Annotated in this window: 21 protein-coding genes and 1 tRNA gene; 5 read left to right on the top strand and 17 right to left on the bottom strand. The window is 66.8% G+C overall.

Going from position 1 to position 24,640, the window contains the following annotated elements; translation table 11 throughout:
- Positions 1-44 precede the first annotated feature (44 nt).
- The 5 genes from N4261_RS09475 to N4261_RS09455 all read right to left on the bottom strand — a co-directional run bounded on the left by N4261_RS09475 (position 45) and on the right by N4261_RS09455 (position 7,573).
- Positions 45-710: a helix-turn-helix transcriptional regulator gene (locus N4261_RS09475; RefSeq protein WP_261759908.1), complete on the bottom strand. Its 666-nt coding sequence runs from the start codon at positions 708-710 to the stop codon at positions 45-47.
- A 313-nt stretch (positions 711-1,023) separates the two neighbouring features.
- Complete coding sequence (locus N4261_RS09470) at positions 1,024-2,415, bottom strand: DUF1501 domain-containing protein (RefSeq protein ID WP_261759907.1); 1,392 nt, start codon at positions 2,413-2,415, stop codon at positions 1,024-1,026.
- A gap of 10 nt (positions 2,416-2,425) precedes the next feature.
- Positions 2,426-4,207, bottom strand: coding sequence for a DUF1800 domain-containing protein (locus N4261_RS09465; RefSeq protein ID WP_261759906.1), 1,782 nt, complete (start codon positions 4,205-4,207; stop codon positions 2,426-2,428).
- Between the two features lie 295 nt (positions 4,208-4,502).
- Positions 4,503-5,891, bottom strand: coding sequence for a DUF1501 domain-containing protein (locus N4261_RS09460; RefSeq protein ID WP_261759905.1), 1,389 nt, complete (start codon positions 5,889-5,891; stop codon positions 4,503-4,505).
- 14 nt (positions 5,892-5,905) lie between these two features.
- Complete coding sequence (locus N4261_RS09455; protein ID WP_261759904.1) at positions 5,906-7,573, bottom strand: DUF1800 domain-containing protein; 1,668 nt, start codon at positions 7,571-7,573, stop codon at positions 5,906-5,908.
- Between the two features lie 28 nt (positions 7,574-7,601).
- Here N4261_RS09455 and N4261_RS09450 point away from each other — a divergent pair, with 28 nt between their 5' ends.
- Positions 7,602-7,793 (top strand): hypothetical protein, encoded by a 192-nt coding sequence (locus N4261_RS09450; protein WP_261759903.1) that lies wholly within the window; start codon positions 7,602-7,604, stop codon positions 7,791-7,793.
- 644 nt (positions 7,794-8,437) lie between these two features.
- Here N4261_RS09450 and N4261_RS09445 read toward each other — a convergent pair.
- Together N4261_RS09445 and N4261_RS09440 are read right to left on the bottom strand one after the other, a co-directional pair.
- On the bottom strand, positions 8,438-9,076 hold the full coding sequence (locus N4261_RS09445; protein ID WP_261759902.1) for a 3-oxoacid CoA-transferase subunit B: 639 nt from the start codon (positions 9,074-9,076) through the stop codon (positions 8,438-8,440).
- Between the two features lie 11 nt (positions 9,077-9,087).
- A complete protein-coding gene (locus tag N4261_RS09440) occupies positions 9,088-9,789 on the bottom strand; it encodes a CoA transferase subunit A (RefSeq protein ID WP_261759901.1) in 702 nt (233 codons plus the stop codon).
- Positions 9,790-10,107: 318 nt separating this feature from the next.
- Here N4261_RS09440 and N4261_RS09435 point away from each other — a divergent pair, with 318 nt between their 5' ends.
- The 3 genes from N4261_RS09435 to N4261_RS09425 all read left to right on the top strand — a co-directional run bounded on the left by N4261_RS09435 (position 10,108) and on the right by N4261_RS09425 (position 13,517).
- The gene (locus N4261_RS09435) at positions 10,108-10,662 is read left to right on the top strand and encodes a LuxR C-terminal-related transcriptional regulator (protein WP_261759900.1); all 555 of its coding nucleotides are present in this window, start codon (positions 10,108-10,110) and stop codon (positions 10,660-10,662) included.
- 442 nt (positions 10,663-11,104) lie between these two features.
- The gene (locus N4261_RS09430) at positions 11,105-11,464 is read left to right on the top strand and encodes an HU family DNA-binding protein (protein ID WP_261759899.1); all 360 of its coding nucleotides are present in this window, start codon (positions 11,105-11,107) and stop codon (positions 11,462-11,464) included.
- Positions 11,465-11,576: 112 nt separating this feature from the next.
- A complete protein-coding gene (locus N4261_RS09425; RefSeq protein ID WP_261759898.1) occupies positions 11,577-13,517 on the top strand; it encodes a B12-binding domain-containing radical SAM protein in 1,941 nt (646 codons plus the stop codon).
- A gap of 181 nt (positions 13,518-13,698) precedes the next feature.
- Here the strand turns inward: N4261_RS09425 and N4261_RS09420 are convergent, their stop codons facing one another.
- The 5 genes from N4261_RS09420 to N4261_RS09400 form a co-directional block, all read right to left on the bottom strand.
- Positions 13,699-15,075: a cyanophycinase gene (locus N4261_RS09420; RefSeq protein WP_261759897.1), complete on the bottom strand. Its 1,377-nt coding sequence runs from the start codon at positions 15,073-15,075 to the stop codon at positions 13,699-13,701.
- Positions 15,076-15,248: 173 nt separating this feature from the next.
- Entirely contained in the window at positions 15,249-15,509 is a 261-nt protein-coding gene (locus N4261_RS09415; RefSeq protein WP_261759896.1) for a hypothetical protein, read from the bottom strand.
- A complete protein-coding gene (locus N4261_RS09410; RefSeq protein ID WP_261759895.1) occupies positions 15,506-16,186 on the bottom strand; it encodes a YceH family protein in 681 nt (226 codons plus the stop codon). Before N4261_RS09410 ends, N4261_RS09415 begins: the two co-directional genes overlap by 4 nt.
- Before the next feature lie 12 nt (positions 16,187-16,198).
- The gene (locus N4261_RS09405; RefSeq protein WP_261759894.1) at positions 16,199-16,981 is read right to left on the bottom strand and encodes an SDR family oxidoreductase; all 783 of its coding nucleotides are present in this window, start codon (positions 16,979-16,981) and stop codon (positions 16,199-16,201) included.
- Between the two features lie 237 nt (positions 16,982-17,218).
- Entirely contained in the window at positions 17,219-17,620 is a 402-nt protein-coding gene (locus tag N4261_RS09400; protein WP_261759893.1) for an OsmC family protein, read from the bottom strand.
- 196 nt (positions 17,621-17,816) lie between these two features.
- Here N4261_RS09400 and N4261_RS09395 point away from each other — a divergent pair, with 196 nt between their 5' ends.
- Positions 17,817-19,499, top strand: coding sequence for an electron transfer flavoprotein-ubiquinone oxidoreductase (locus N4261_RS09395; RefSeq protein ID WP_261759892.1), 1,683 nt, complete (start codon positions 17,817-17,819; stop codon positions 19,497-19,499).
- A gap of 95 nt (positions 19,500-19,594) precedes the next feature.
- On the opposite strand, the gene N4261_RS09390 is transcribed toward N4261_RS09395, so the two are convergent.
- From N4261_RS09390 to N4261_RS09370, 5 genes are all read right to left on the bottom strand, one after another.
- Entirely contained in the window at positions 19,595-20,221 is a 627-nt protein-coding gene (locus tag N4261_RS09390; RefSeq protein ID WP_261759891.1) for an FMN-binding negative transcriptional regulator, read from the bottom strand.
- A 207-nt stretch (positions 20,222-20,428) separates the two neighbouring features.
- Positions 20,429-20,522 (bottom strand) — tRNA-Ser (locus tag N4261_RS09385).
- Between the two features lie 169 nt (positions 20,523-20,691).
- Complete coding sequence (locus tag N4261_RS09380) at positions 20,692-21,960, bottom strand: aspartate kinase (protein WP_261759890.1); 1,269 nt, start codon at positions 21,958-21,960, stop codon at positions 20,692-20,694.
- 142 nt (positions 21,961-22,102) lie between these two features.
- Positions 22,103-23,596, bottom strand: a complete 1,494-nt coding sequence (gene tilS, locus N4261_RS09375) for a tRNA lysidine(34) synthetase TilS (RefSeq protein WP_261759889.1) — start codon at positions 23,594-23,596, stop codon at positions 22,103-22,105.
- Positions 23,565-24,536 (bottom strand): acetyl-CoA carboxylase carboxyltransferase subunit alpha, encoded by a 972-nt coding sequence (locus tag N4261_RS09370; RefSeq protein WP_261759888.1) that lies wholly within the window; start codon positions 24,534-24,536, stop codon positions 23,565-23,567. Before N4261_RS09370 ends, tilS begins: the two co-directional genes overlap by 32 nt.
- Positions 24,537-24,640 lie beyond the last annotated feature (104 nt).

Raw genomic sequence — 24,640 nt, 5'->3', positions numbered from 1 at the left:
GATGGTGAGGGCAGCGACCCGCTCGACGGGTCACGCCGCGCACCTCAGCGGTACTCCATCGCCCGCAGCACACCCTGCATCGGCGGCAGCTGCGCAATCATCGCGACCAACTCACGGATGCTTTCGGTCGCGGTCTTGGCGCGCACGCTGGCGATCTGGGTGCGCACGGTGGAGATGGCCACGCCGTGGCGCTGGGCGATCTCCTGCGGCTGCAGCCCCTCGCACAGCGCCTGCAGCACCTGCTGTTCGGCGGCGGTGAGCTGATGTTCACGGGCGAAGGCCAGCATCGGCAATTCCCCGCACAGATTGCGCTTGCCCAGCACCAGCAGCGCCTGGGCCGGCGCGCCCGCCTCCTGCATCGGCAGCACCGACAGCGCCAGCCGGTCGGCGCCGCGTCCCAGACAGATCAGATGGCGCAGGCTGCGCTGCTGCGCATCGAGCAGGGCCTGCTCCAGCCGCTGCTGATCGAGCCGCAGGCCGGCGCTCACCAGCCCGTCGACGATCTGCAGCGGCGAGCGGGGGCCGAGCTGGTCCCTCGCGGTGCAATTCGCATACAGCAGCTTGCCGCCGAGGCCGACCAGGCACACACCCAGGTCGATCTCGTCGAGCGCATGGCGCCACCACTTGTCCGGTCCGCCGCGTCGCCGTTCAGGGCCGCGGTAAGCGGTCAGCCATCCGAGTTCCGGGGACCTCCCCAGCATTCCATCCATCTCTGCCTCCGCTGATCAGGTATGTGGAACGCGGCCCGTGTCGACGGTTGTCGGGGTTGCTTGTCGGCGATCACAGTGCCAAGTCTCATGTTAGGAGATCGGACTGCGCTTGCGTAGCGGAGATTGCATGGCCGGAACCCCTAGGGCCGGGGGGGACCGGATGTCGGGTTTTCAGCGTCTTTGCCATTCCGACCTCAGACAAACCGGCGGACCACGGCGGCAACGCGTCCATCGGCGTTCCGATGAGGCTGCAGGCGAGCCTCAGGCACCAAAACGATGCCATCGCGGAACGCTCCGCCTGCCCGTGGTTCGACTAGGCCATGAACCCGAGATCGCGCGCGTTGAAGTGACCCACGCCCGGCAACACCCGAGGCAGATCGGTCGGTGACACCCCCATCCACAGCGCCAGCGTCGCGGCCAGTTCATCGACGGCGGTGGTCGGCAGCAGCCGGCCCTGCCCCACATCATCCGGACCGTTCACACTCACCGACGGCGCGGTCCCGTAGAAGCGGCCACCGCGCACCGCGCCGCCCATCACGAAGTGGTGGGAGCCCCAGCCGTGGTCGGAGCCATCACCGTTGGAGCTGAGCGTGCGCCCGAAATCGGAGGCGGTGAAGGTGGTGACCTTCTCGGCCACACCGAGCTCGCGCAGCGCCGCGTCGAAGCTGGCCATCGCGCCGCCCAGCTGTCCCATCAAGGCCGGATGCACCGACATCAGGTTGTCGTGCAGATCGAAGCCGCCCAGCGACACGAAGAACACCTGCCGCGACGCCCCGAGCGCGCTGCGCACCCCGATCATGCGGGCGACCATCTGCAGTTGCAGTGCCAGCGGGTTGCCGGCGTCGAAGCCGGTCTGCAGCGTCATGCCCGACAGCGCGCCGGTGACCACCGACTGCGCCTGCATGGAGCGCGCCGACACCCGGTTGAGCTCGGCCTCCATCCAGTGGCTGCGCTCGTCGGTGATCAGGCTGCGCATCAGGTCGGTGCAGGCCTGTGAACCGAACAGCGGCCGGCTGGTGCCGTAGATGGCAGTCGCCCCGTTCAGGCCCATCTGGTACTGGAAGGCCTGGTTGCCAGCCAGGTAGACCGAGTTGCCCGACAGGTTCACGCAAGTGAAGGTGGCGTTGCCGTTGCCGCCCAGCATCAGGTCACCCATGCGCCCGCCCCAGCCGGAGATCGCGCCCTCGGGATTGGAGGACTGCCACAGGCTCTGCTGGTCGTTGTGGGAGAACAGCTTGGGCGGAAGCAGCGCGCTGCCGGCCTGGTACTGCGCGAGGGTGGTCGGCTGCATCAGGGTGCCGATGTTGAGCATCACCGCCAGGCGCCCCTGGTCGAACACCGGCTTGAGCGCGGCCAGGCTGGGGGCCAGCGCCATCTGACGGCTGTCCGGCAGCGCAACCGAGGGATTGAGCGCGGTGTCGCTCAGCGCCTCGCGCGAGAGTGCGAGCGTCTGTCGAATGGCGGCGTAGGACTGATGGCTGGCGGCATCGAACGGCACCACCGTGTTGGCGTGGTCGTTGCCACCGTAGAGGAACACGCAGACCAGCGCCTTGTAGTCGCTGCCGCCCACCGTGGCGGCAGCGGCGTCATTGATGGTGGCGAGCTGCAGCGCCCAGGGCGCGGCGGTGCCGGCCACCGACAGGGCGCTGGCGCGTTTGAGGAACTCGCGGCGCTTGAGCGCGCCGAGTCGGGAGACATGGGCCACGATCGATTCCTTACTTCTGGATCTGATATTCGGGGCTGGACAGCAGCAGCATCCAGGAGGCCTTGACCCGGTTGAGCTGGCCGGCGTCGGTCGAGACATTGATGGTGTTGAGCGCCGCCGCGATGCGCGCCTGGGTGGCCTCCGAGATGCCATCCCCCGCCAGCAGCAGGGCCTGACGGGCCACCATCGCCCGGCTGTCGCCCACCAGCGCCAGGTCCGGGGTGAAGTCCGCCTTCAAGTCGCCGATGCCGTTGGTCAGCAGGCTGTGCATGAAGTTGAGATAACCGGCCACCGTCGTCTCATTGCAGAGCTGGAACTCCGGCGCGGTGATGGCGTTGGCGGCCAGCGCCGAATTCGGCGGCACATACCCGGGCCGGAAGAAGCCGAACACCGATGGCCCGCGGAACGGGCACTGCCCCAGCCGCGTATCCGGATTGCTGGTGTCGCCCACCGCCCAGATGTCGCCCGCCGACACCATGCCGGTGGTGCGGGCCATCTGCACGAAGCGCTGCACCGGCTCGCGCAGCTTGCCCGCTGCAGCGGTCCCACTGGGCTGGCGAGCGTCGATGTCCAGCAGGATGGCGCGCAGCACGGCCTTGAGGTCACCGCGCTGGCCCTGGCCGTTGTCATTGAAGACGGCGGCCACCCGCTGCACATAGGCCGGGCTCGGATGCGAGCACACCAGGCGCTGGATCAACTGCCGCCCGATGAAGGGGCCGACATTCGGATGGTTGCACAGCGTGTCCAGCGCCAGGCGCATCGCGGTCGGGCCATCGGCGCTGGCGGGGATGCTCGTGCCCAGCACCGACTTGGCGCCGGTCGAGAAGCGGCTGGCCAGGTGGACCATCGGCCGGCGCAGATAGCCGGGATCCGCGCCGGACGGGTTGCTGCTGTCTACATCCCAGCCGGTGAAGACCCGGGCCAGCTCGGTGATCTGGGTCAGGTCATAGGTCTCCACCGGACGACCACCCGACATCACCGGCGTGCCATCCGGCTGCAGTTGCACCAGGCCGATGGTGAAGAGCTGCATCACCTCGCGGGCGAAGTTTTCATCGGGCTGCCGACCGGTCTTGGCGTCCTCCTTGCGGCTGCCGCGCATCGACAGGTACTGGCCCATGGCGGGCGACAGCGCCACGGCCTCGAGCAACTGGCGGAAGGTGCCGAAGGCATGGTCTTCCAGCAGGTCCGCATAGGCCACGATGGTCATCGTGCGCCAGGCCGAGTTGATGCCGAGCGTGGACACGATGAACAGGTCCGACAGAGCCAGCACCATGCGCTGTCGCAATTGGTCGGGCGAGCCGATCAGCTTGCACCAGGTGGTGCCGTCCAGGCCGTTCCAGGCGTTGTACTTGTAGGACTCGCCGCCCAGGCCCACGCGCACCATGCGGTCCCAGCGGCTTTCAGTGCGCGGCGCGAGGAACTGCAGGTCCAGCCAGCCGCTGTAGCCGATGGCCTTCAGCGTGGCGATGTCCGCCGGCGTGGCGGCGAAGCCGGCCTGCGCCAGAAAGCGTGCCGCCTGGGCATCGTTGGGCAAGGGATAGGTCACCGGCACCGCGGGCGAGGTCGATGGCGTCGGCGCCGGGTTGGGTGCAGGCACCGGCGCGGTCGATCCGCCGTTGCTGCCGGACGGTGGGGGCGCGGGCGCCGGCGTGGGCGCGCCGACCTCACCTGGCGCTGGTGTTCCGGCGGGATTGGCGGTGCCATCGGCACCTCCGCCACCGCCTCCGCCACAGGCGCTCAATGCGGCGGCAGCAGCCGTGACGGCGGCGGAAGACCAGGGGAATCGAAGCATGGCGGCGGACGACGGGGTACTGCAATGGCCGCCACTCTAGAGAGCGTCGCCACCCGCATCAGCGTTGAATCAGCAACAGAGGAAAGGCCCGGCAACATCGGCGGTTACCGTGGTTTTCGACCTCGACACGGCCGCGTTCCGTCGCGCTGAAAACCGCCGTTTTCAGCGCTTTCGCCCCGCCGGAGTTTCCCGTGCGTGCGACTTCTCACACCGCGTTCGCGCCGCCGTCAGAAAGCCGAATCGCGAACTTGATCCGTGGGGTGTACGGGTGCGGTCGAAGGTCCGCGGGCCTCGCTCAGACCGTCATGAAGCCAAGGTCTTTCTGGTCGAAGTTCACGATGCCGGGCAGCACCAGCGGCAGGTCGGTGGCGCTCACGCCCATCCAGCGCGCGAGCGTGGCGGCCAGTTGGTCGACCGAGGTGGTCGGCAGCAGCCGGCCCTGGCCGACGTCGTCCGGTCCGCCGACGCTGACTGACGGCAGTTGGCCGTAGAAGCGGCCGCCCTTGACCGCGCCACCCATCACGAAGTGATAGCTGCCCCAGCCGTGATCGGAGCCATCGCCGTTGGAGCTCAGCGTGCGGCCGAAGTCGGAGGCGGTGAAGGTGGTGACGTTCTGCGCCACGCCCAGTTCCTGCAGCGCGGCATCGAAGCTGGCCATCGCATTGCCGACCGATCCCAGCAGGCCGGGATGCTGATTCACCAGCAGGTCGTGCAGGTCGAAGCCGCCCAGCGACACGAAGAACACCTGGCGCGAGGCCCCCAGCGCCTGACGGGCGCCGATCAGCCGGGCGACCATCTGCAGCTGCGCTGCCAGCGAGCCGGTCTCGAACGGCGTCTGCAGCGTGATGTTGGACAACGCGCTGCTGATGGTGGATTGGGCGGTGATCGAGCGCGCGGTGACGCGATTGAGCTCGGCCTCCATCCAGTGGCTGCGTTCGCCGGTGACCAGGGTGCGCAGCGCATCGCTGCAGGCCTGCGAGCCGAACAGGGTGCGGGTGACGCCGTTGATGGCCACGGCGCCGCCACTGTTCATCTGGTATTGCACCGCCTGCTTGCCGGCCATGTAGACCGCGTTGCCGGAGATGTTGATGCAGCTGAAGGTCGCATTGCCGTTGCTGGACAGGAACTGATCGCCCAGGCGCCCGCCCCAGCCGGAGATCGCGCCTTCCGGATTGGAGGACTGCCACAGGCTTTGCTGGTCGTTGTGGGAGAACAGCTTCGGCGGCAGCGGCACATTGCCGGCCTTGTACTGGGCCAGCGTGGTCGGCTGCATCAGCGTGCCGATGTTGAGCATCACCGCCAGACGACCGGCGTCGAACACCGGCTTGAGGCCGGTCATCGTGGGCGCGAGCGCCATCTGGCGGCCGTCGGGCAGCGCGACCGAGGGGGTCAGCGCGGTGGCAGCCAGCTGGTCGCGGGGCGTGGCCAAGGTCTGGCGGATGGTGCTGTAGAGCTGGTGGCTGGCCGCGTCGTAGGGCACCAGGGTGTTGCCGTGGTCGTTGCCGCCGTACAGGAACAGACAGACCAGCGCCTTGTAATCACCAGGGGCGGTGGCGGCGGCGGCCTCGTTGATGGCGGCAAGCTGCAGCGCCCAGGGCGCGGCGGTGCCGGCCACGGACAGGGCGGAGGCGCGCTTGAGGAATTCGCGGCGACGCAGGGCCGCCAGACGGGAGACGTGGGCCATGGGATGCGCTCCGCTTACTTCTGGATCTGGTAGTCGGGGGAAGCCAGCATCAGCAGCCAGGAGGCTTTGACGCGATTGAGCTTGCCGGCGTCGGTGGTGGCCACGATGGCGCCCACGGCGGTGGTGATCGTGGTGATCGTGGCTTCGGACACCGTGCCGCCGCCCAGCAGCAGCGCGTGGCGCTGGACCAGGGCGGTGGCGTCGGCGGCGATGGCCAGGTCGGCGGTGTAGTCGGGCTTCATGTCGCCGATGCCGGCGTTCACCAGGCCTTGCATGAAGTTCAGATAACCGGCGACGGTGCTTTCATTGCAGAGCTGGAACTCCGGCGCGGTGACCCCGTTGGTCCCGAGCTGCGAATTGGGCGGCACATAGCCTGGCCGGAAGAAATTGAACACCGAGCCGCTGCGCATCGGGCTCTGGCCCAGGCGCGACGCCGGATTGCTGCAATCGCCGATGGCCCAGAGGTCGCCGGGCGAGCTCATGCCCACGGTGCGGGCCCACTGGATCAGCCGCTGCACCGGTTCGCGCAACTTGCCGCCGCCGGGGTTGGCGGAGGGGGTGCGGGCCTCGCTGTCCAGCAGCACGGCGCGGATCACCGCCTTCATGTCGCCGCGCACGCCCTGCCCGTTGTCGTTGAACGCGGTGGCCACGCGTTGCACATAGGCGCCGCTGGGGTTGGAGCAGACCAGTCGCTGAATCAGTTGGCGACCGATGAACGGGCCGACATTGGGATGGTTGGCCAGCGTATCGAGGGCGGCCTTCATGGCGGCGGGGCCGTCGGCGCTTTCGGGGATGGTGGTGTCCAGCACCTTCTTCACGCCGGTGGAGAAGCGGCTGGCGGTGTGCACCATGGGACGGCGCATGTAGCTGGGATCGGCACCGCTGGGCGCGGTCGTATCGAAATCCCAGCCGGTGAACACCCGGGCGACCTCGCTGATCTGCGCGAGGGTGTAGGTATCGATGGTTTTTCCGCCGTTGGTCTTGGGCGAGCCATCGGGGTTGAGCTGATTCAAACCGATGGTGAACAGCTGCATCACCTCGCGGGCGTAGTTCTCATCGGGCTGACGACCGGAGCGAGGATCTTCCTTGCGGTTGCCGCGCATGGCGAGGTAGACGCCCATGGCGGGCGACAGCGTCACGCCTTCCAGCAGATTGCGAAAGGTGCCGAAGCAGCGTTCTTCCAGCATGTCGACATAGCCAGCCACTGCGAAGCCGGGCCAGCTCACGGGCAGGCCGTTCATCGACACCACGAAGATTTCCGACAGGGCCAGCACCACGCGTTGGCGCAACTGATCGGACGAGCCGATGAGTTTGCGCCAGAGGGTGGCGTCCACCCCGGCGAGGCTGTTGCGATAGGTCTCTGCGGAATAGCCTTTGGCCACGAGCCAGTCGTAATGGGTTTGGCTGCGACTGGCGTTGAACTGCATGTCCAGCCAGCGCCCATAGCCGACGGATTTCACTGTGGCGACGTCGGTCGTGCTGGCGGCGAATCCGGCCTGTGCCAGGAACCGAGCGGCCTCGCCGTCATTGGCGGGCAGGGCGTTCTGTGGATCTGAATCCGAACCGCTGTCTGTGCTGCTACCGCCGCCGCAAGCGGCCAGCAGGGCTGCGGCCGACAGCACGGCGCCGGCGGTGCTGGCGGCGCTGAGCGCGGCTGCCGGGCTGCTGGCGTCCTCGGTCATCCTGGGGGAAGCCGTGACGGGAGCCGTGATGGCGGTGCTCGCTGCGCTGTCCGTGGTGGGGATGGCGGAGGGGGCGTTGAAGCGGGAGGCGATGGCACTCGAATTCATCTCGGCACGTGGCTGGATGCTGCGGATGCCGGATGGTGTCGTCTTTGTCGGTGACATGCAGCGTCATCTGTACAACAGGTGCAAGTCCCGGAAACAATGTGTCAGCGCGTGAACTATGCACTCCAGGCCCTGCTGCGATCTCCGCTAGGCCTGCGGCTTGCCGGCGGCGCTACCGCGCTGCCAATCACCCTATGGACCCGTTGCGAGGCGACGGACGAGCGGGTAAGTCGATGGACGAGCCCCGCCGAGGGCGAGTGTCGGTGACGGTGGGAGGACCGCGTTGAATGGTTGGCGCGTCCCGCGCTAGCGGGCAAGCGCGGGCAAGCAGGCAAGCAGACAAGCAGGCAAGCTTTCGCGGCGAGGCGACGGAGGGGTTGGGATGTGGCGCGGACGAGCCCCGCTTAGGGCGAGTGTCGGTGACGGTGGGAGGACTGCGTTGAATGGTTGGCGCGTCCCGCGAAAGCGGGCAAGCGTTCGCAGCGAGGGGTGGGTAGCGTCAGCGAGTGGTGGGGGTTCTAGTAGCAGGGCTGGAGGAGTCTCGGAGCGGAGTGACGAGCGACGGGGGGATGACAGCGAGCAAGCTCGCCGGGAGGGAGGCGTTCTTTGGTTCCTTTCTGGGGCGCCAGAAAGGGACTCGGCTGCCGGGCCGAAACCCCGGCGGGCTGTATCGAGTGCGCGCAGGGGGATGGAAGAGCGCCCTTCCCCTGACCTAGGGAAAGCCGGGACGCCGCTAAAGAGCCCCCCGCCCGAGGGCGATCAAACCAAGGTCACCCCGGTCTTGCTCTGCAAGAACTCTTTGGACACCCCTGGCGCCAGCTCCACCACCTCAATCCCGCGGGGCGTGACATCGAGCACCGCCAGGTCGGTGATGATGCGATTGACGACGCCGACGCCGGTCAACGGCAGGGTGCAGTTGGGGATGATTTTGAGGTCTTCGGACCCGTCCTTCTTCTTGGCGACGTGTTCCATCAGAACGATCACCCGCCGGACCCCGGCCACGAGGTCCATGGCCCCTCCCATGCCTTTGACCATTTTCCCGGGGATCATCCAATTAGCGAGGTCTCCTCGCTCGCTGACCTGCATGGCGCCGAGGATGGAGAGGTTGATTTTTCCACCGCGGATCATGGCGAAGCTGTCGTGGCTGCCGAAGATGGAGGAGCCGGGAATGGTGGTGACGGTTTGTTTACCGGCGTTGATGAGGTCGGCATCGACTTCATCGTCGGTGGGAAACGGCCCGATGCCGAGCATTCCGTTTTCGCTTTGAAGCCAGACTTCCTTGTCGGCGGGCACGAAGTTGGCCACCAGCGTCGGGATGCCGATCCCGAGGTTCACATAGAAGCCGTCTTCGAGTTCCTGGGCGGCGCGTGCCGCCATCTGGTCTTGGGTCCAGGGCATGGTGGGTCTCCTCAGGCGGCGGGCCGGGTGGTGCGCTTTTCGATGCGCTTTTCGGGATGGGGGTTGTGCACGATGCGATGCACGTAGATCCCTGGGAGGTGGATGGCGTCGGGGTCGAGGTCGCCGACGTTGACGATTTCTTCGACTTCCACGATGGTGACTTTGCCGGCCATGGCGCAGGCGGGATTGAAGTTGCGGGCGGTGCGCCGGAAGATCAGGTTGCCGCTTTTGTCGGCCACGTGGGCTTTGACGAGGGCGACATCGGGGTTGAGGGCGCGTTCCATCACGTAGTCGTGGCCGTCGAAGCTGCGGATTTCCTTGCCTTCGGCGACCAGTGTTCCGACGCCGGTGCGGGTGAAGAAGGCGGGGATGCCGGCGCCGCCGGCGCGGAGTTTTTCGGCCAGGGTGCCTTGGGGCGTGAATTCGAGTTCGAGTTCACCGGCCAGATACTGCCGTTCGAACTCCTTGTTTTCGCCAACATAGCTGGAGATCATTTTGCGGATCTGTCGGGTTTCGAGCAGTTGGCCGAGGCCGAATCCGTCGACACCAGCGTTGTTCGAGATCACGGTCAGTTGCTTGACGCCGGAATCGCGAAGGGCGGCGATGAGCGCCTCCGGGATGCCGCAGAGTCCGAAGCCGCCGACGGCGAGCAGTTGTCCGTTCTGGACGATGCCCTCCAATGCCGCATGGGCACTGGGGAAAAGCTTGTTCATGGGGAGTCTCCTGATGCGCTGCCAATCGGCGGGAAGCGTACTACGTAAGCGCTTAAGTAGCGGCTACGTAGAATTAACTAAGCCGGACCGGGGGCGCCATGCCTGCTGAGGCGATGCGGGGCATCGATCCCCCGCGTCGGGGAGGCGGGCTTTCCGACCGCGTCCGGATCGGATCCGGCTCGGATCCGGCGCGCATCCAACCTGATCCGATCTCGCTGGTCCTGCGTCGACCTCGTCCAAGCCCTCCAAGCTCCTCCGAGCGCATTCAAGCTCCTCCAACCTTCTCCAACCTCTTCACGGCCCACGCCGCTTCTGCCCATGCCGCTGGACTACCGCACCGCCTTCGAGCAGGCCCCGATCGGCCTGGTGATCTCCGAGAACCGGTTGATCAAGGACTGCAATCGGCAGGTGCTGGCGATGTTCGGGGCGGAGCGGGAGCAGTTGATCGATCAGAGCTTTGAGCTGCTCTATCCGTCGCCGGCGGAATTCCAGCGCACGGGCGATCGCATCGTGGCCGCGCTGGATGCCAACGGCTATTACGCCGACGAGCGGGTGATGAAGCGTGTGGCCGGGCCGCGCGCGGGGGAGCTGTTCTGGTGCCATGTGTCGGGCCGCGCGCTGGATCCGGCGCGGCCGCATGCGAGTGGCATCTGGAGCTTCGAGGACCTGTCCGCGCATCGCCAGCTCAAGGCCGACCTGACCGCGCGTGAGCGCGAGATCGCCGCGCTGCTGATCGAGGGCCTGACCAGCAAGCTGATCGGCAAGCGGCTGGGCGTGAGCCCGCGCACCATCGATGTTTACCGGGCGCGGCTGATGAAGAAATACGGCGCGGCCAGCACGCCGGACTTGGTGCATCGGCTGCTGGTGTCGTGACGATCGGCGGCCAGATTGCCTCGCGCGGGCAAGCCGAAAACCCTGAACCGGTCGAAGCGGGCCTGGGCACCTTGAACGCAAGGCCTCGCGCTGCCCGAACCGAAGGCCGGCAGATTGCGGCGGCACATTGCGGCGGCGAAGCGCGACGGCAAAGCGCGACAAGGCGCGGCCAAACCCAGACCCCACCCTAGGCGACCCGCACACGTCAGAACTGAAGCTCCGCTGACATCGCCGCGCCAAATGGTGCCCGCACAACACGGTTTCAATCGCTCACAGGATGCCCGCAAGCCCCGATCAACAGGGACATCTCTCAAGACCTGCCCCCGGATGTGCGATTTCATCGGTCTTTTGCGGGGCAACCCGAGGATCACCCAGCGATTTCTCGCGCACAATACGCGCCGTCCGGCACTGCGCCGGGCTTAACTTGCAAGAGTCCAATCGAATGAACAAGACCGAACTGATCGAACACCTGGCTTCCAAGCATGAGCTGACCAAGGCCGAATCCGGCCGCATCCTGGAAACCCTGCTGGACGCCGTGGTCACCACGGTGAAAAAGGGCGGCGCCGTGTCCATCCCCGGCTTCGGCTCCTTCAAGCAGCACTCGCGTGCCGCTCGTACGGGCGTGAACCCCAGCACCGGCGACAAGATCAAGATCGCTGCGGCCAAGCTGCCGAAGTTCACCCCCGGCGCTGGCTTCAAGGCCGCCGTGGATCCGAAGGCTGCTGCCCGCAAGGCTGCCGCCAAGCCGGCTGCCAAGGCTGCTGCCAAGCCGGCCGCTGCCAAGAAGGCCGCCAAGAAGTAATCCACTTCTTCAGGCTGACGATCGCCCCCGGCCGCCGCATGGCGGTCCGGTGAGTCGATCCCAAACAAACCCGGCTCACGCCGGGTTTGTTTTTTGCTCCTACAGTTGCCGCATGTCCGCCCGTCCGTCCGAAGTCCCGTTGCGTGTGCTGTCGCTCATCCCGCCGATGACGCAGCTCAACACCCCCTACCCGTCCACCGCCTACCTGACCGGCTTCCTGCGTTCCCGCGGTCTTCCTGCAGCGCAGCGCGATCTGGCGCTGGCCCTGGTGCTGCGGCTGTTTTCGCGCGACGGACTTCAACGCATCCGCGCCGCAGTGCAGGCCATCGCGCTGCCGGATCGCGGCCTGGCCTCGCGCCTGTTTGATGAATCCTTCGATCGCTACCTGGCGACCATCGGACCCACCATCGCCTTCCTGCAGGGCCGCGACCCCACGCTGGCGCACCGCATCAACTCCCGCAGCTTCCTGCCCGAGGGCAAGCGCTTCGAGTCGCTGGAGGTCTATGTGGCCGAGGACGGCGAGGATCCGCTCGCCTGGGCCTTCGGCGCGCTGGGACTGCAGGACCGGGCCCGTCACCTGGCCACGCTCTACCTGAACGACCTGGCCGATGTGCTGCGGGAATCGGTGGACCCGCGCTTTGAATTCGTCCGTTATGCGGAACAGCTGGCCACCAGCCAGCCCACCTTCGACCCGCTGCACGACGCGCTGCAGGCGCCGACCAACCTGGTCGACGACCTGCTGGAAGCGCTGACGCTGGAGGCCCTGGCGGCGGAGCAGCCCGATGTGGTGCTGCTGTCGGTGCCCTTCCCGGGGGCGGTCTATGCGGCGCTGCGCATCGGCCAGACGATCAAGCGCACCCGGCCCGGCGTGCAGGTGGTGCTGGGCGGTGGCTTCGTCAACACCGAACTGCGCGACCTGACCGAAGCGCGGCTGTTCGACTATGTGGACTTCGTGACCCTGGACGCCGGCGAGCGCCCGCTGCTGGCGCTGCTGGACCATCTCGCCGGCCGACGCAGCCGGCAGCGCCTGGTGCGCTGCTTCGTGCGCGAGTCAGAGGGCGAGCTGGCGGGGCAGGTCCGCTACATCAACTTCATCGAGCCGGACGTGCCCTTCGAGGATGTCGGCACGCCCACCTGGGACGGCCTGCCGCTGCGCGACTACCTGTCGCTGCTGGACATGCTGAACCCGATGAATCGCCTGTGGAGCGACGGCCGCTGGAACAAGCTGACCATCGCGCATGGCTGCTATTGGAAGAAGTGCAGCTTCTGCGACATCACGCTGGACTACATCTCACGCTATGAGGCGGCCTCGGCGAAAACGCTGGTCGACCGCATCGAAACCATCGTCGCGGAAACCGGTCAGACCGGATTCCACTTCGTCGATGAAGCCGCACCGCCCAAGGTGCTGCGGGCGCTGGCGCAGGAATTGATCGACCGCGGTGTCTCCATCAGCTGGTGGGGCAATGTGCGCTTCGAGAAGACCTTTTCCCCCGAGCTCTGCCAGTTGCTGGCCGACAGCGGCTGCATCGCCATCAGCGGCGGCCTGGAAGTGGCGTCGGACCGGCTGCTGACGCTGATGCAGAAGGGCGTGTCGGTGGAGCAGGTGGCGCGGGTCACCCGGGCCTTCACCGACGCCGGCATTCTGGTGCATGCCTACCTGATGTACGGCTTCCCGACCCAGACGGTGCAGGACACGGTGGATGCGCTCGAGTATGTCCGTCAGCTGTTCGAAAACGGCTGCATCCAGAGCGGGTTCTTCCATCGCTTCGCCTGCACGGTGCATTCCCCGGTGGGCAAGGATCCCGCGGCGTTCGGGGTTGAACTGGTGCCGCTGCCGCCGTCGCCCTTCGCCAAGAACGATGTGGGCTTCATCGATCCCACCGGCACCGACCACGACGCCATGGGCGAGGCGCTGAAGAAGGCGCTCTACAACTTCATGCACGGCATCGGCCTGGAGCAGGACGTCCGACGCTGGTTCAGCGTGCGGGTGCCCAAGCCGAAGGCGTCCAAGCAATTCATCGAACAGGCCTTGTCCGAGGGCGTCAGGCGCTGAGCGAATCGCAGCCAGCGCTGTGGGCCAGGCGGTGCGGCCCGTGAGGGAAGCGGCGTCAACGGCGAAGGTTCACGATCGACGGGACCAGGGGACCGCCCCCGTCCCAGCGGGGTACGCGGGTTGCGCGGAACACTTGGATCGGGCGACGTGAGCGGCGCTTCGTCCCGGTGACGCAGCGCATTCAGCGATCGCCGCCGGCCGAGGCCCCCGCGCCCGCGCCCGCGCCGGATCCGGTTGCCACGCTCACGGCCGCCTCGGCGGATGTCGATCCCGGGCCGAATCCGCTGGTCGTCGTGCTGGTGGCGCTGGGCGACTCGGGCGCCGGGGGCGGCGGCAAGGCCACCGGTCGGACGTCCAGCCGCACATTGAGCATGGTGACGTCGTCGGCCGGGCCGTCGGTATTGAACCAGCCACGGGTGCCCTCGCCCCGGTAGAGCCGGAAGACAAAGCCGATCCGGTCCTTGGGCTCGGTCGCCCCGGGTCGGGTGCGTGAGGCCATGGCCCGCACTTCGCCGGCCGGTGAGGTGATCAGCTCGTTCATGGCCTGGACGATTCGGTTGTCGCCAAGGATGTCCGGCTGGAAGGTGTCCACCGGTCCATGCGACCAGGCGGGTGCGCCCTGCCCGGCCGGCCGCGGCAGGACGGGGTCCGGCACCGGCGTCTTGCGCCGACCCGGCGTGGTGACGCCCGACTGCAGGTTGTGGCGGTCGCCGTGATCGAGGTAGCTCAACCGGGCACCCTGCACATTGAAGCCGGGCATGCTGGGATCGGTGCGCGCATCGCGAAGGTCCACCAGCATCGCGCCGCGTCCGCCGATGATCTCGATCTGCTGGCCCTGCACCACGGCGGCGCTGTTCTCTTCCACGCCCAGGCCCAGCCGATAGCCCTTGGCCAGCATCAACGGCAGCATGCGGCCGATGCGACCGCGCTTGAGGAAGTGCTGGTCGACGAACAGGCGATCGCCGACAAAGCCCAGGCCTTGGTCGACCTCTTGCCCGTCGCGCATCTGGCCGCGCATCACCTTCATCACATCGAGGGCGTCGCGGAACATGGTCCGGCTCATGATCGCCGCCCCCGCGCTGGTGCCCGCGACCACCCCGCCCTCGCGGTAGACGTCCCAGATCGCCTCCAGCATCGGGGTGGCGCGGCCATCCGGCTGAAAGGTGTCCACGATCAGGCCTTGCGCCCCACCGGAGAAGAACACCGCGTTGGAGGCGCGCACCTTGGCGATCAGTGCCGGGTCGGCCAGGTTCTTCTTGAGGTCGGCGCCCTCCAGCCGGGGCGCCACCGGAATGTGCTCGGCCTGGGCCCCGTGACGCTGCAGCGCCTGCACGATCAGTTCCGCCGAGCGCTCGGGACTGGCGGACGCGGTGGCCAGCACCGCGAATCGCGCCTTGTTGGCCCCGCCGGCCTCGTCGACGATGCGCTGCCACACCGTGTCGTTGTCGTAGCGCAGCGCGCCGCCGATCACGATGGCCGTCTGTGCATGCGCGCCCTGCAGCCCCAGCGCCGCCAGAAGCGCCAGTTGGGCGCGAAACAATGCGTTGAACTTGTGCATGGCTGCCATCTTGCTCCGCGATGCGCCGTCGAAAAAGCAGGCATCACCCGAATCAGGGGTTCCGATGCGCGATCAACGCCCCAGCGGGAGATGTGTTACGCCTGCAGGTGAGCCACGGCGAAGAGCACGGCCACAACCCAAGCGGGGCCCGAGCGCGGGGCCGGGCGTGTCTCTCAAGCGCCGAAGCCGCCCTTGCGCGCCGCGCCGGACTTGGGTCGTCTGCTGCGGCGCAGGCGATAAAAGAGCAATGCGCCGAACACCGCCACCACGACGCCGATGACGACCCAGCGGCTGGATCCAGCGTCCTTGCTCGTGACCGATCGCAGGCTGTCCATCAGGCCGCCGAAGCCGACGCTGATCAGCAGCAGCACCGCCAGCGTCATCACCACGGCAAAGCTCAGGCCAGCGAGCTGGCGTTTGGTGCTGTCCTTCATGCGGGATTCGGCTCGTCCATGCCCAGGGCGGCCTGGATGCGGGCAACAGTGGCCTTGAGCGCGTCCAGCTCGGCACGCAGGGCCGCGATCTCCTCATCCCGCGCGGCAGACGATGAGCCACCCCGGCCACCGCCCGCGCCTGTCGCAATGTCACTTCCGGCCGCAGCGCCGGCCCAAGCCGGCGGCTCGCCACTCAGCAGATGGGCCCAGCGTGACTCCCGGGCGCCCGGGGCCCTGGCGAGCTTGCGCGCCATCGGTGGTTCACGGGCGGCCAGTTCGTCCAGGAAGCCTTCGACCGACGACACATCGGCGAAGCGATGCAGACGCTCGGTGTTCAGGCGCAGTTCGGCCGCCGTCTGCGGGCCGCGGAGAATCAAGACTGCCAACAGCGCCTCGGCCTGACCGGGCACACCCAGCACCCGCTTCATGTTGTGCTCGAACCGCACGACGCGGCTGCCGCTCACGCTCTGGACCAGGCTCATCGACTTGAGCTCGTCCAGCACCGCGGCCACCTCGGACTCGCTCGCGCTCATCACCGGATCCCGGGCGGTCTTCTGGTTGACGCCCAAGGTCAGGCTGTTGAGGGACATCGGATAGCTGTCCGGCACGGTGGATTCCTTCTCCACCAACACCGCCAGCACGCGCGCTTCCAGCGCGCTCAGTTCACGCAAGGCCATGGCTCCACCACCTCAAACGCCGAAACCGTCGTCGGCCTGGATGACCGCGCCGTTGATGAACCGGCTTTCCTTGGCACACAACATCAGCAGCGTGGTGTCCAGGTCCTGCGGCAAGCCGACCCGCTTGCGCGGCAGCAACTCCACCAGCTTGCGACCCTGCTCGGTCTGCCAGTGATGGTGGTTGATCTCGGTGTCGATGTAGCCGGGGCAGATGGCGTTGACGTTGATGTCGAACTTGCCCCATTCCAGCGCCATGGCGCGGGTCATGTGGATGACCGCCGCCTTGCTCATGGCATAGACGCCGATCTGCGAGAGCACCCGCAAACCCGCCATCGACGCGATGTTGACGATGCGTCCCCCGGTGTAGGTGCCCGGTGCCGCGCCGCGGGCACGCGCCAGCATGCGCTTGCCGACTTCCTGGGCCACGAAGAAGGCGCCCCGCACATTCGTGTCCATCACGAAGCCGTAGTCCTCCGGCGTGACATCCACCAGCCGCTGCGTGGTGCTCACACCAGAGTTGTTGATCAGGATGTCCAGCGTGCCGACCTCGGTCTCGGCGCGCGCGATGGCGGCCTTGATGCTGTCGATGTCGGTCACGTCCATGGCGACGACATGCGCATCGCCGCCGCCGGCCTCGATCTCGGCGCGCAGCGCCTTCAGGCGCTCCACTCGCCGGCCCGCCAGCACCACGCAGGCGCCGGCTTTGGCCAGGGTTTTCGCAAACTGGGCGCCCAATCCGCTGGAAGCGCCGGTGACGAGGGCGACACGGCCCTCCAGGTCAATGCTGTAGCTCATGGCAAGGTCTCTCGAAAACTTCCCGTACGACCAAGAAACATTGCCGGGGACGATAGCACGCATGCAGGACCCGCCAACCCCGCCGCGAATCGGAAATTGATTCGCATCGCAACGGGCCAAGCCACAGCGAACCCACGCCAGATCGCTTGGGCCAACGTGGGCGTTTGGACTTCGCAATCGGGGGCGCAGAGCGCCTGCGCAGACCGAGTACGGATCGAGTTCGGATCAGGCGTCGGCTTATTCAGCGAGGACGGTTTCGATTTCCGTCGTCACCTGCGTCATCAGCTTGTGGACCGGGCATTTCGCCGCCACCTGCAACAGCCGCTGGCGATCGTCGGGGCTGAGCTCGCCGACCAGCGTCAGCGTGGTGCGCAGCTTGTAGACGCCCTGCTGTTCCTGCGATCCGTCCCGCTCGACCTGCACCTGCACATCCTCCACCGGCAGGCCCTTGCGCTGCGCATACCAAAGCACCGTCAGCGCCTTGCAGGCGCCCAGCGCGGCGTCGTAGAGGTCATGCGGATCGGGGCCCGCATCCTCACCGCCGCCGGCGACCGACTGGTCCGCGGTCAGTTGATGCTGGCGGATGCGCACGGTCTGGCGCATCGGGCCGGTCTTGTCACGCTGGATCTGGATGCTCATCGACAACTCCTCTGGAATGGCGCACGCATCCTACGACGCGGCCCCGGGCACGGCATCTGCCGACCGGGTGATGGCGACTGCCTCAGTCAAAAAGCACGACCGTTCTTTTTTTGATTCTGCACGGCTAGAATGCGCCGCAAACCGCACCGCCGCTGTCTGCGCCGTGGTGTCTTCACGAGAACAAACAAGGATGACCATGACCTCCGAAGAACTTGTTGCCCAGTACGGTCCGCGCGACAGCATGGACTACGACGTGGTGGTGGTCGGAGGCGGGCCTGCTGGCTTGGCCACGGCCATCCGCGTGAAGCAACTGGCTGCGGAGAAGGGTCAGGAGATCTCGGTGGTGGTGCTGGAGAAGGGCTCGGAGCCGGGCGCCCACATTCTGTCCGGCGCGGTGATGGATCCGAAGGCGATCACCGAGCTCTTCCCCAACTGGAAGGAACTCGGCGCGCCGCTGAACCAGCCGGTGAGCGGCGATCAGGTGCTGTTCCTGAACGAGACCGGTGCGCAGGACACACCGCAATGGCTGATCCCGCAATGCTTCCACAACCACGGCAACTATGTGGTGTCGCTCGGTGCGGTCACCAAGTGGCTGGGCGAGCAGGCCGAGGCGCTGGGGGTGGAGATCTTCCCCGGCTTCGCCGCCGCGGAGCTGATCTATGACGAGCAAGGCCGGGTCAAGGGCGTGTCCACCGGCAATGTCGGCGTGGGCAAGGATGGCGAACCGCATGACGGTTTCCAGCTGGGCATGGAATTGCTCGGCAAGTACACGATCTTTGCCGAGGGCGCTCGCGGCCATCTCGGCAAGCAGTTGATCGCCAAGTACCAGCTCGATGCGGGCAAGGATCCGCAGACCTATGCCATCGGCATCAAGGAGCTGTGGGAAGTGCCGGCCGACAAGGCCCAGCCCGGCCAAGTGGTGCACACCGCTGGCTGGCCGATGGACAGCGAGACCTACGGCGGCGGCTTCCTCTATCACCTGGAAGGCAACAAAGTGACGCTGGGCTTCGTGGTCGGCCTGGACTACAAGAATCCGTGGCTGTCGCCCTTCGAGGAAATGCAGCGCTGGAAGACCCACCCCAGCATCCGCAAGCACATCGAAGGCGGCAAGCGTCTGGGCTATGGCGCGCGCGCCATCACCGCCGGCGGTCTGCTGAGCCTGCCCAAGACGGTGTTTCCGGGCGGCGCGCTGGTGGGATGCGATGCGGGCTACCTGAACGCGGCCCGCATCAAGGGCAGCCATGCGGCCATCAAGACCGGCATGCTGTGCGCCGAGGCGCTGGTCGACGCACTGGCTGCCGGCCGCTCGCTGGACGAGCTCAGCGCTTACCCAGCGGCGTTCGACAAGAGCTGGCTGCGTGAGGAGCTGGACCAGTCGCGCAACTTCAAGACCTGGTTCAAGAAGGGCAACACCGTTGGCACGCTGATGACCGGCATCGAGCAATGGTTGCTGCCCAAGCTGGGCATGAAGCGGCCGCCCTGGACCATCCACCGTGATCAGCCCGACCATGTCTACCTGCGTCCGGCGGCGGAGATGCCCAAGATCAGCTATCCCAAGCCCGACGGCAAGCTGACCTTCGACCGGCTCTCCTCGGTGTTCGTGTCCAACACCAACCATGAAGAGAACCAGCCGGCCCACCTCACGCTCAAGGACAACAGCGTGCCGGTGCAGATCAACCTGGCGAAGTACGCCGGCCCCGAAAGCCGCTACTGCCCGGCCGGCGTGTACGAATTCGTGAACGATGGCGGCACCGAGCGCCTGCAGATCAATGCGCAGAACTGCGTGCACTGCAAGACCTGCGACATCAAGGATCCGACCCAGAACATCGTCTGGGTGACGCCCGAAGGCGGCGGCGGACCGAACTACGCGGGGATGTGATCCACCCTCCTCATGGACGCGAAAAAGCCCGCATGCAGCGGGCTTTTTTCTAGGCGCAGCGCCTGTCGGAGCAGACCGCGTGGCGAGGTCTGACTTCAGCGCTGGAGCACAGACATCCAACGCGCCAGCAGTTGCTCGTCGTGCGTGCCTTCACGCTGGTGCGCCATGATGCGCTCGCGCTCGCCCGGGGTTCGGTTCTGGCTCAGCTTGACCTTGAGCTTGCTGCGCTCCACCGGCACACGGAAGCCAACGATCGCACCCAGCAGCTTGCCCTGGAAGTCGGCCGGCAGACCGCTCCATTGCTTGGCATAGGCCGGCTCCTGCGTGGCGATCAGGCGCTTGAGCAGGTTGTCCTTGTCGAGCGGATGATCGAGGATCTGCACGCGCCCATGCACCTGCAGCGTCAGGTAGTTCCAGGTGGGGACCGCCATCGGCGAATCGTAGTGGCGCGGGGACACATAGGCGCCCGGGCCGCTGAACTGCACCAGCACCTCGCCGGCGTCGGCGCTGCTCAGCGCCGCGACGTGCGGATTCGCGCGAGCGAGATGGCCTTCCAGCCACCAGCCGTTGCCCGTCTTTTCTGCCCCCCAGATCATGGGGACAGGTGTTGCCGACAGCCCGTGCGTCGGATCCTTGAGGATCAGGGTGGCGAGCGGGTGCTGGTCGATCAGCAGCCGCGCCATGGAAAGGTCAGGCACGTCGAATTGCTTGGGCGTGTACATGCATCCCAATGTAGAACAGAACCCTCGCACCGCAGGCGCGAGGCGGCTTCGAGACGGTATCGATAGGCAACATCCAACAGTGCAAACGGCCCGCTGCCGGCGACCCTTCGGCACCACGCCCCACTGCCCTGACCATCGATGACGAAACGGACGCGCCAATGAGAAAACCCCCCGCAACTTTCGCTGCGGGGGGTCTCACATTCTGGTTGGCGGAGACGGAGGGATTCGAACCCTCGATGCAAGTTTTAGCTCACATACTCCCTTAGCAGGGGAGCACCTTCGGCCTCTCGGTCACGTCTCCAACCGGAGAAGCCGAGACTATAGCACGGCTTTTTGCACGCTCAAGTGAACTCGACCATCAAATCACATCAAGAACTCGCGCCATTGACGCAATAACGAATGCGTCAGCGCCGCGAATGCCGCAGCGGTCGGCTTCCGAGCGGTGCGCCGACCACCGCGTGACGCGTCTTTCAGGCCGCGTCCTGATCCAGATCGAAGGCGCGATGCAGCGCGCGCACGGCGAGCTCCATGTACTTCTCGTCGATCACGACCGAGGTCTTGATCTCGCTGGTGGTGATCATCTGGATGTTGATGCCCTCTTCCGACAGCGAGCGGAACATCTTCGAGGCCACGCCCACATGCGAACGCATGCCGATGCCCACAATCGACACCTTGCAGATGCGAGTGTCGCCCTGGACCTTCGCCGCCTGCACCGCGGGGCCGACGGTCTTTTCCAGCAGCTCCATCGCGCGCTGGTAGTCGTTGCGGTGCACGGTGAAGGAGAAGTCGGTCTTGCCGTCCTGGGAGACGTTCTGGATGATCACATCGACGTCGATGTTTGCATCCGCCACCGGGCCCAGGATCTGGAACGCGATGCCCGGCTTGTCGGGCACGCCCAGCAGGGTCACCTTGGCTTCGTCGCGGTTGAAGGCAATGCCCGAGACGACGGCTTGTTCCATTTTTTCGTCCTCTTCAAAAGTGATCAAGGTGCCGGACTTGGCTTCCTCGTTGATATCGATGTCCCAGTTGGTGAAGCTGGACAGCACCCGCAGCGGCACGCGGTACTTGCCCGCGAATTCCACCGAGCGGATCTGCAGGATCTTCGACCCCAGCGAAGCCATCTCCAGCATCTCTTCGAAGCTGATGGTGTGCAGCCGGCGGGCTTCGGGCACGATGCGCGGGTCGGTGGTGTAGACACCATCCACATCCGTGTAGATGAGGCATTCATCGGCCTTCATCGCGGCGGCAATCGCCACGGCCGAGGTGTCTGAACCGCCACGACCGAGCGTGGTGATGTTGTTGTCCTCATCGACGCCCTGGAAGCCGGCGATGACCACCACCTTGCCGGCGCTCAGGTCGGCACGCACCTTGGCGTCGTCGATGCTTTCGATGCGGGCCTTGGTGTAGGACGAATCCGTGGCCACCGGCACCTGCCAGCCGGTGTAGCTGACCGCTTCCAGGCCTTCGGCCTGCAGCGCGATGGCCAGCAGACCGACCGAGACCTGCTCGCCGGTGGCGGCGATCATGTCCATCTCGCGCATCAGCGAGGGCGAGCTGCTCGCAGGCGAGAGCTCCTTGGCCAGGCCCAGCAGGCGGTTGGTCTCGCCGCTCATGGCCGAGGGCACCACCACCATCTGGTGGCCGGCCCGGGCCCACTTGGCGACGCGCTTGGCCACATTGCGGATGCGGTCGGTCGACCCCATCGAGGTGCCGCCGTACTTGTGAACGATCAATGCCATGGGAGTGTCTTCAGAAACCCTGGAGGAATCGGGATGAACGCGAGCTGCGTCCGCATGATCGCGAGAGCCGTTGCGCGGGGCGCCAGCGGTCCGCAACCGCAGCGGCCGATTCTATAGGCCGCCCCCTGCCGCAGCGGCCCGATCAGCCGGGCCCGCGGGTCCAGCGCAGCGCCACCGGCGCCTGTGCGTCAGGATCGATGCAGCGCGCATCCAGGCCCAACCCGGGCGCGAACAGCAAGGTGTCGCCCAGGTACAGCAGCGGCCCGTCCCTCTGTGGCGCGGCAATGCCGGCACTTTGCCAGCACTTCTTGAGCGCGCGCGGCAGGCCACGCTCATGCGCCTGAAACCGCTCGCCGCCTTCGCGCGGACGCAAGCTGACCTTGCTGAGCCGGGAAGCCGCCACGCCACGCTCCGCCACCAAGAGCACCTCCAGCACGCCGCCCCAATCCGGCAGGGGATAACGACCGGGTTGGCTGAGATCGAGATCAGCGCGGGCGGTGGGTCCTGAAGCCGTCGAGGGTGCAGCCGAGCATGCGACCGAGGGGAAGGACGGGAGAAAGTCAAGGGGCGAGGACGCTCTCCGCATCGGCGCCGACGGCGACGAGGACCCTGACGACGTGGATCCGACCGCCCGCGGCGTCGAAGCTGCTTCGACCCTTAGCCGGCCTCGGTACAGATGCACCTCGTGAGCCCCGAACGGCCAGCGACCCACACCGGCCAGCGGCGCCTCACGCATCAGGCGCTGAACCAAGGTGGACGGCGCCGCTCGACCCGCCTCCCGATGCAGCCACGCGCGCAAGGCATTGAGCGCGCGCGCCGGGCTCAGCGCCTGCGCCCAGGCCTGGCGCAAGCCGTCGTCATCGGACCAGCGCGCCAGGTCTTCCTCGGCCATTTCCCGTTGCAGCGCGACGGCCTGCTGGGCCCACTCGGCCGCGCGCGCCAGAGCTGTCTCGGCACCGGGCGCCTGCGCCAGCAAGGCGGGCCAGACGGCCTGCCGCAGATGGTTGCGGGCGAAGCGCGTGTGGGTGTTGCTGTCGTCGTCGATGAATTCCAGCCGATGCGCGCTCAGGTAGGCCTCGACCGACTCACGGGGCTGATCCAGCCACGGCCGCGCCCAGCACAGGCCATGGCGCCATTGCCGCTTCGGCATCGCGGCCAGGCCGGCCGCGCCCGCACCACGCAGCGCCTGCAGCAGAAAGGTTTCCGCCTGGTCACGGCGATGGTGCGCGAGCAGCAGCAGGTCGGCGCCTGCCGCTTCGGCCATCCGTCGCAAGGCCGCATGCCGTCCCGCTCGGGCCCAGGCCTCAGTGCTTTCGCCGGCAGCCGGCTGTCCGCTCAGCCGCTCGACCTGAAGCGTCACGGGCAGGCCCCGAGCCGCCCAGGCGTCCACCTGGGCCTGGGCATGGCTCACCCAGCCATCGGCCTGGGTGCTGAGTCCATGATGAATGTGCAACGCCACCACGCGCAGGCCGAGCTGGTCGGCCGAACAGGTGGTGGCGTGGAGCAGCGCGGTCGAGTCCCGACCGCCGCTGTAGGCGACTGCGACGAGGCCGGACCCAACGCCGCGATCCGTCGACGGGCCGGCAGACTCGCCGGCCGCGGGCTCAGCGGCTCTTGGTGTCGCTGAACCGGCCATAGGCCTGCAGGCGCTCGTAGCGGCGCTCCAGCAGATCCTTGGTCTTCAGGTCGGAGACTTGGCGCAGTGCATCGCCGAGGGCGCGCTTGAGGTTGGAGGCCATCTGCTTGGGGTCACGGTGGGCCCCGCCGACCGGTTCACTGACGATCTTGTCGATCAGACCCAGCGCCTTCAGGCGGTGCGCAGTGATGCCCAGGGCCTCGGCGGCCTCCGGCGCACGCGCGGCGGTCTTCCACAGGATGGACGCGCAGCCTTCGGGCGAGATCACCGAATAGGCGGAGAACTGCAGCATCAGCACCTGGTCGGCCACGCCGATGGCCAGAGCGCCGCCGGAGCCGCCTTCACCGATCACGGTGGCGATGATCGGCACTTCCAGCTGGGCCATCTCGAAGATGTTGCGGCCGATCGCTTCGGACTGTCCGCGCTCCTCGGCACCGATGCCGGGATAGGCCCCCATGGTGTCGATGAAGGTGAAGACCGGCAGACCGAATTTCTCGGCCAGCTTCAGCAGGCGCAGCGCCTTGCGATAGCCCTCGGGCCTCGGCATGCCGAAATTGCGGTGGGTGCGTTCCTTGGCGTCAGACCCGCGCTGGTGACCGATCACCATGCACGCCTGGCCGTTGAATCGCGCAATGCCGCCGACGATGGCGGCGTCATCCGCGAAATGGCGGTCGCCGTGCAGTTCCTGGAACTCGGTGAAGACTTCCGAGCAGTAGTCCAGCGTCTGCGGACGCTGCGGATGGCGCGCCACCTGGTAGACCTGCCACGGCAGCACGTTGGCGTAAATGTCCTTCGTGAGCTGGTGGCTCTTCTTGCCCAGGCGGTCGATCTCTTCCGAGATATCCACCGCGGACTCACTCTGCACATAGCGGAGTTCGTCGATCTTGGTCTCGAGCTCAGCGATCGGCTGCTCGAATTCTAGAAAGTGCTTTTTGCTCATCCTGCTTGGTCTCTCAGAGATGATGGCCTGCGGGAGGGGAATCGGGTGTCCACCGCGCGGTCAGCGCCGTGGTACGCCCGTAATTCCCCGCTTGGTCCCGCCAT

The sequence above is a fragment of the Roseateles amylovorans genome, from assembly GCF_025398155.2.
GTDB classification, from domain to species: domain Bacteria; phylum Pseudomonadota; class Gammaproteobacteria; order Burkholderiales; family Burkholderiaceae_C; genus Roseateles; species Roseateles amylovorans.
The sequence above is the reverse complement of the archived record's forward strand: the minus strand, read 5'-3'. Positions and strand labels throughout refer to the sequence as shown.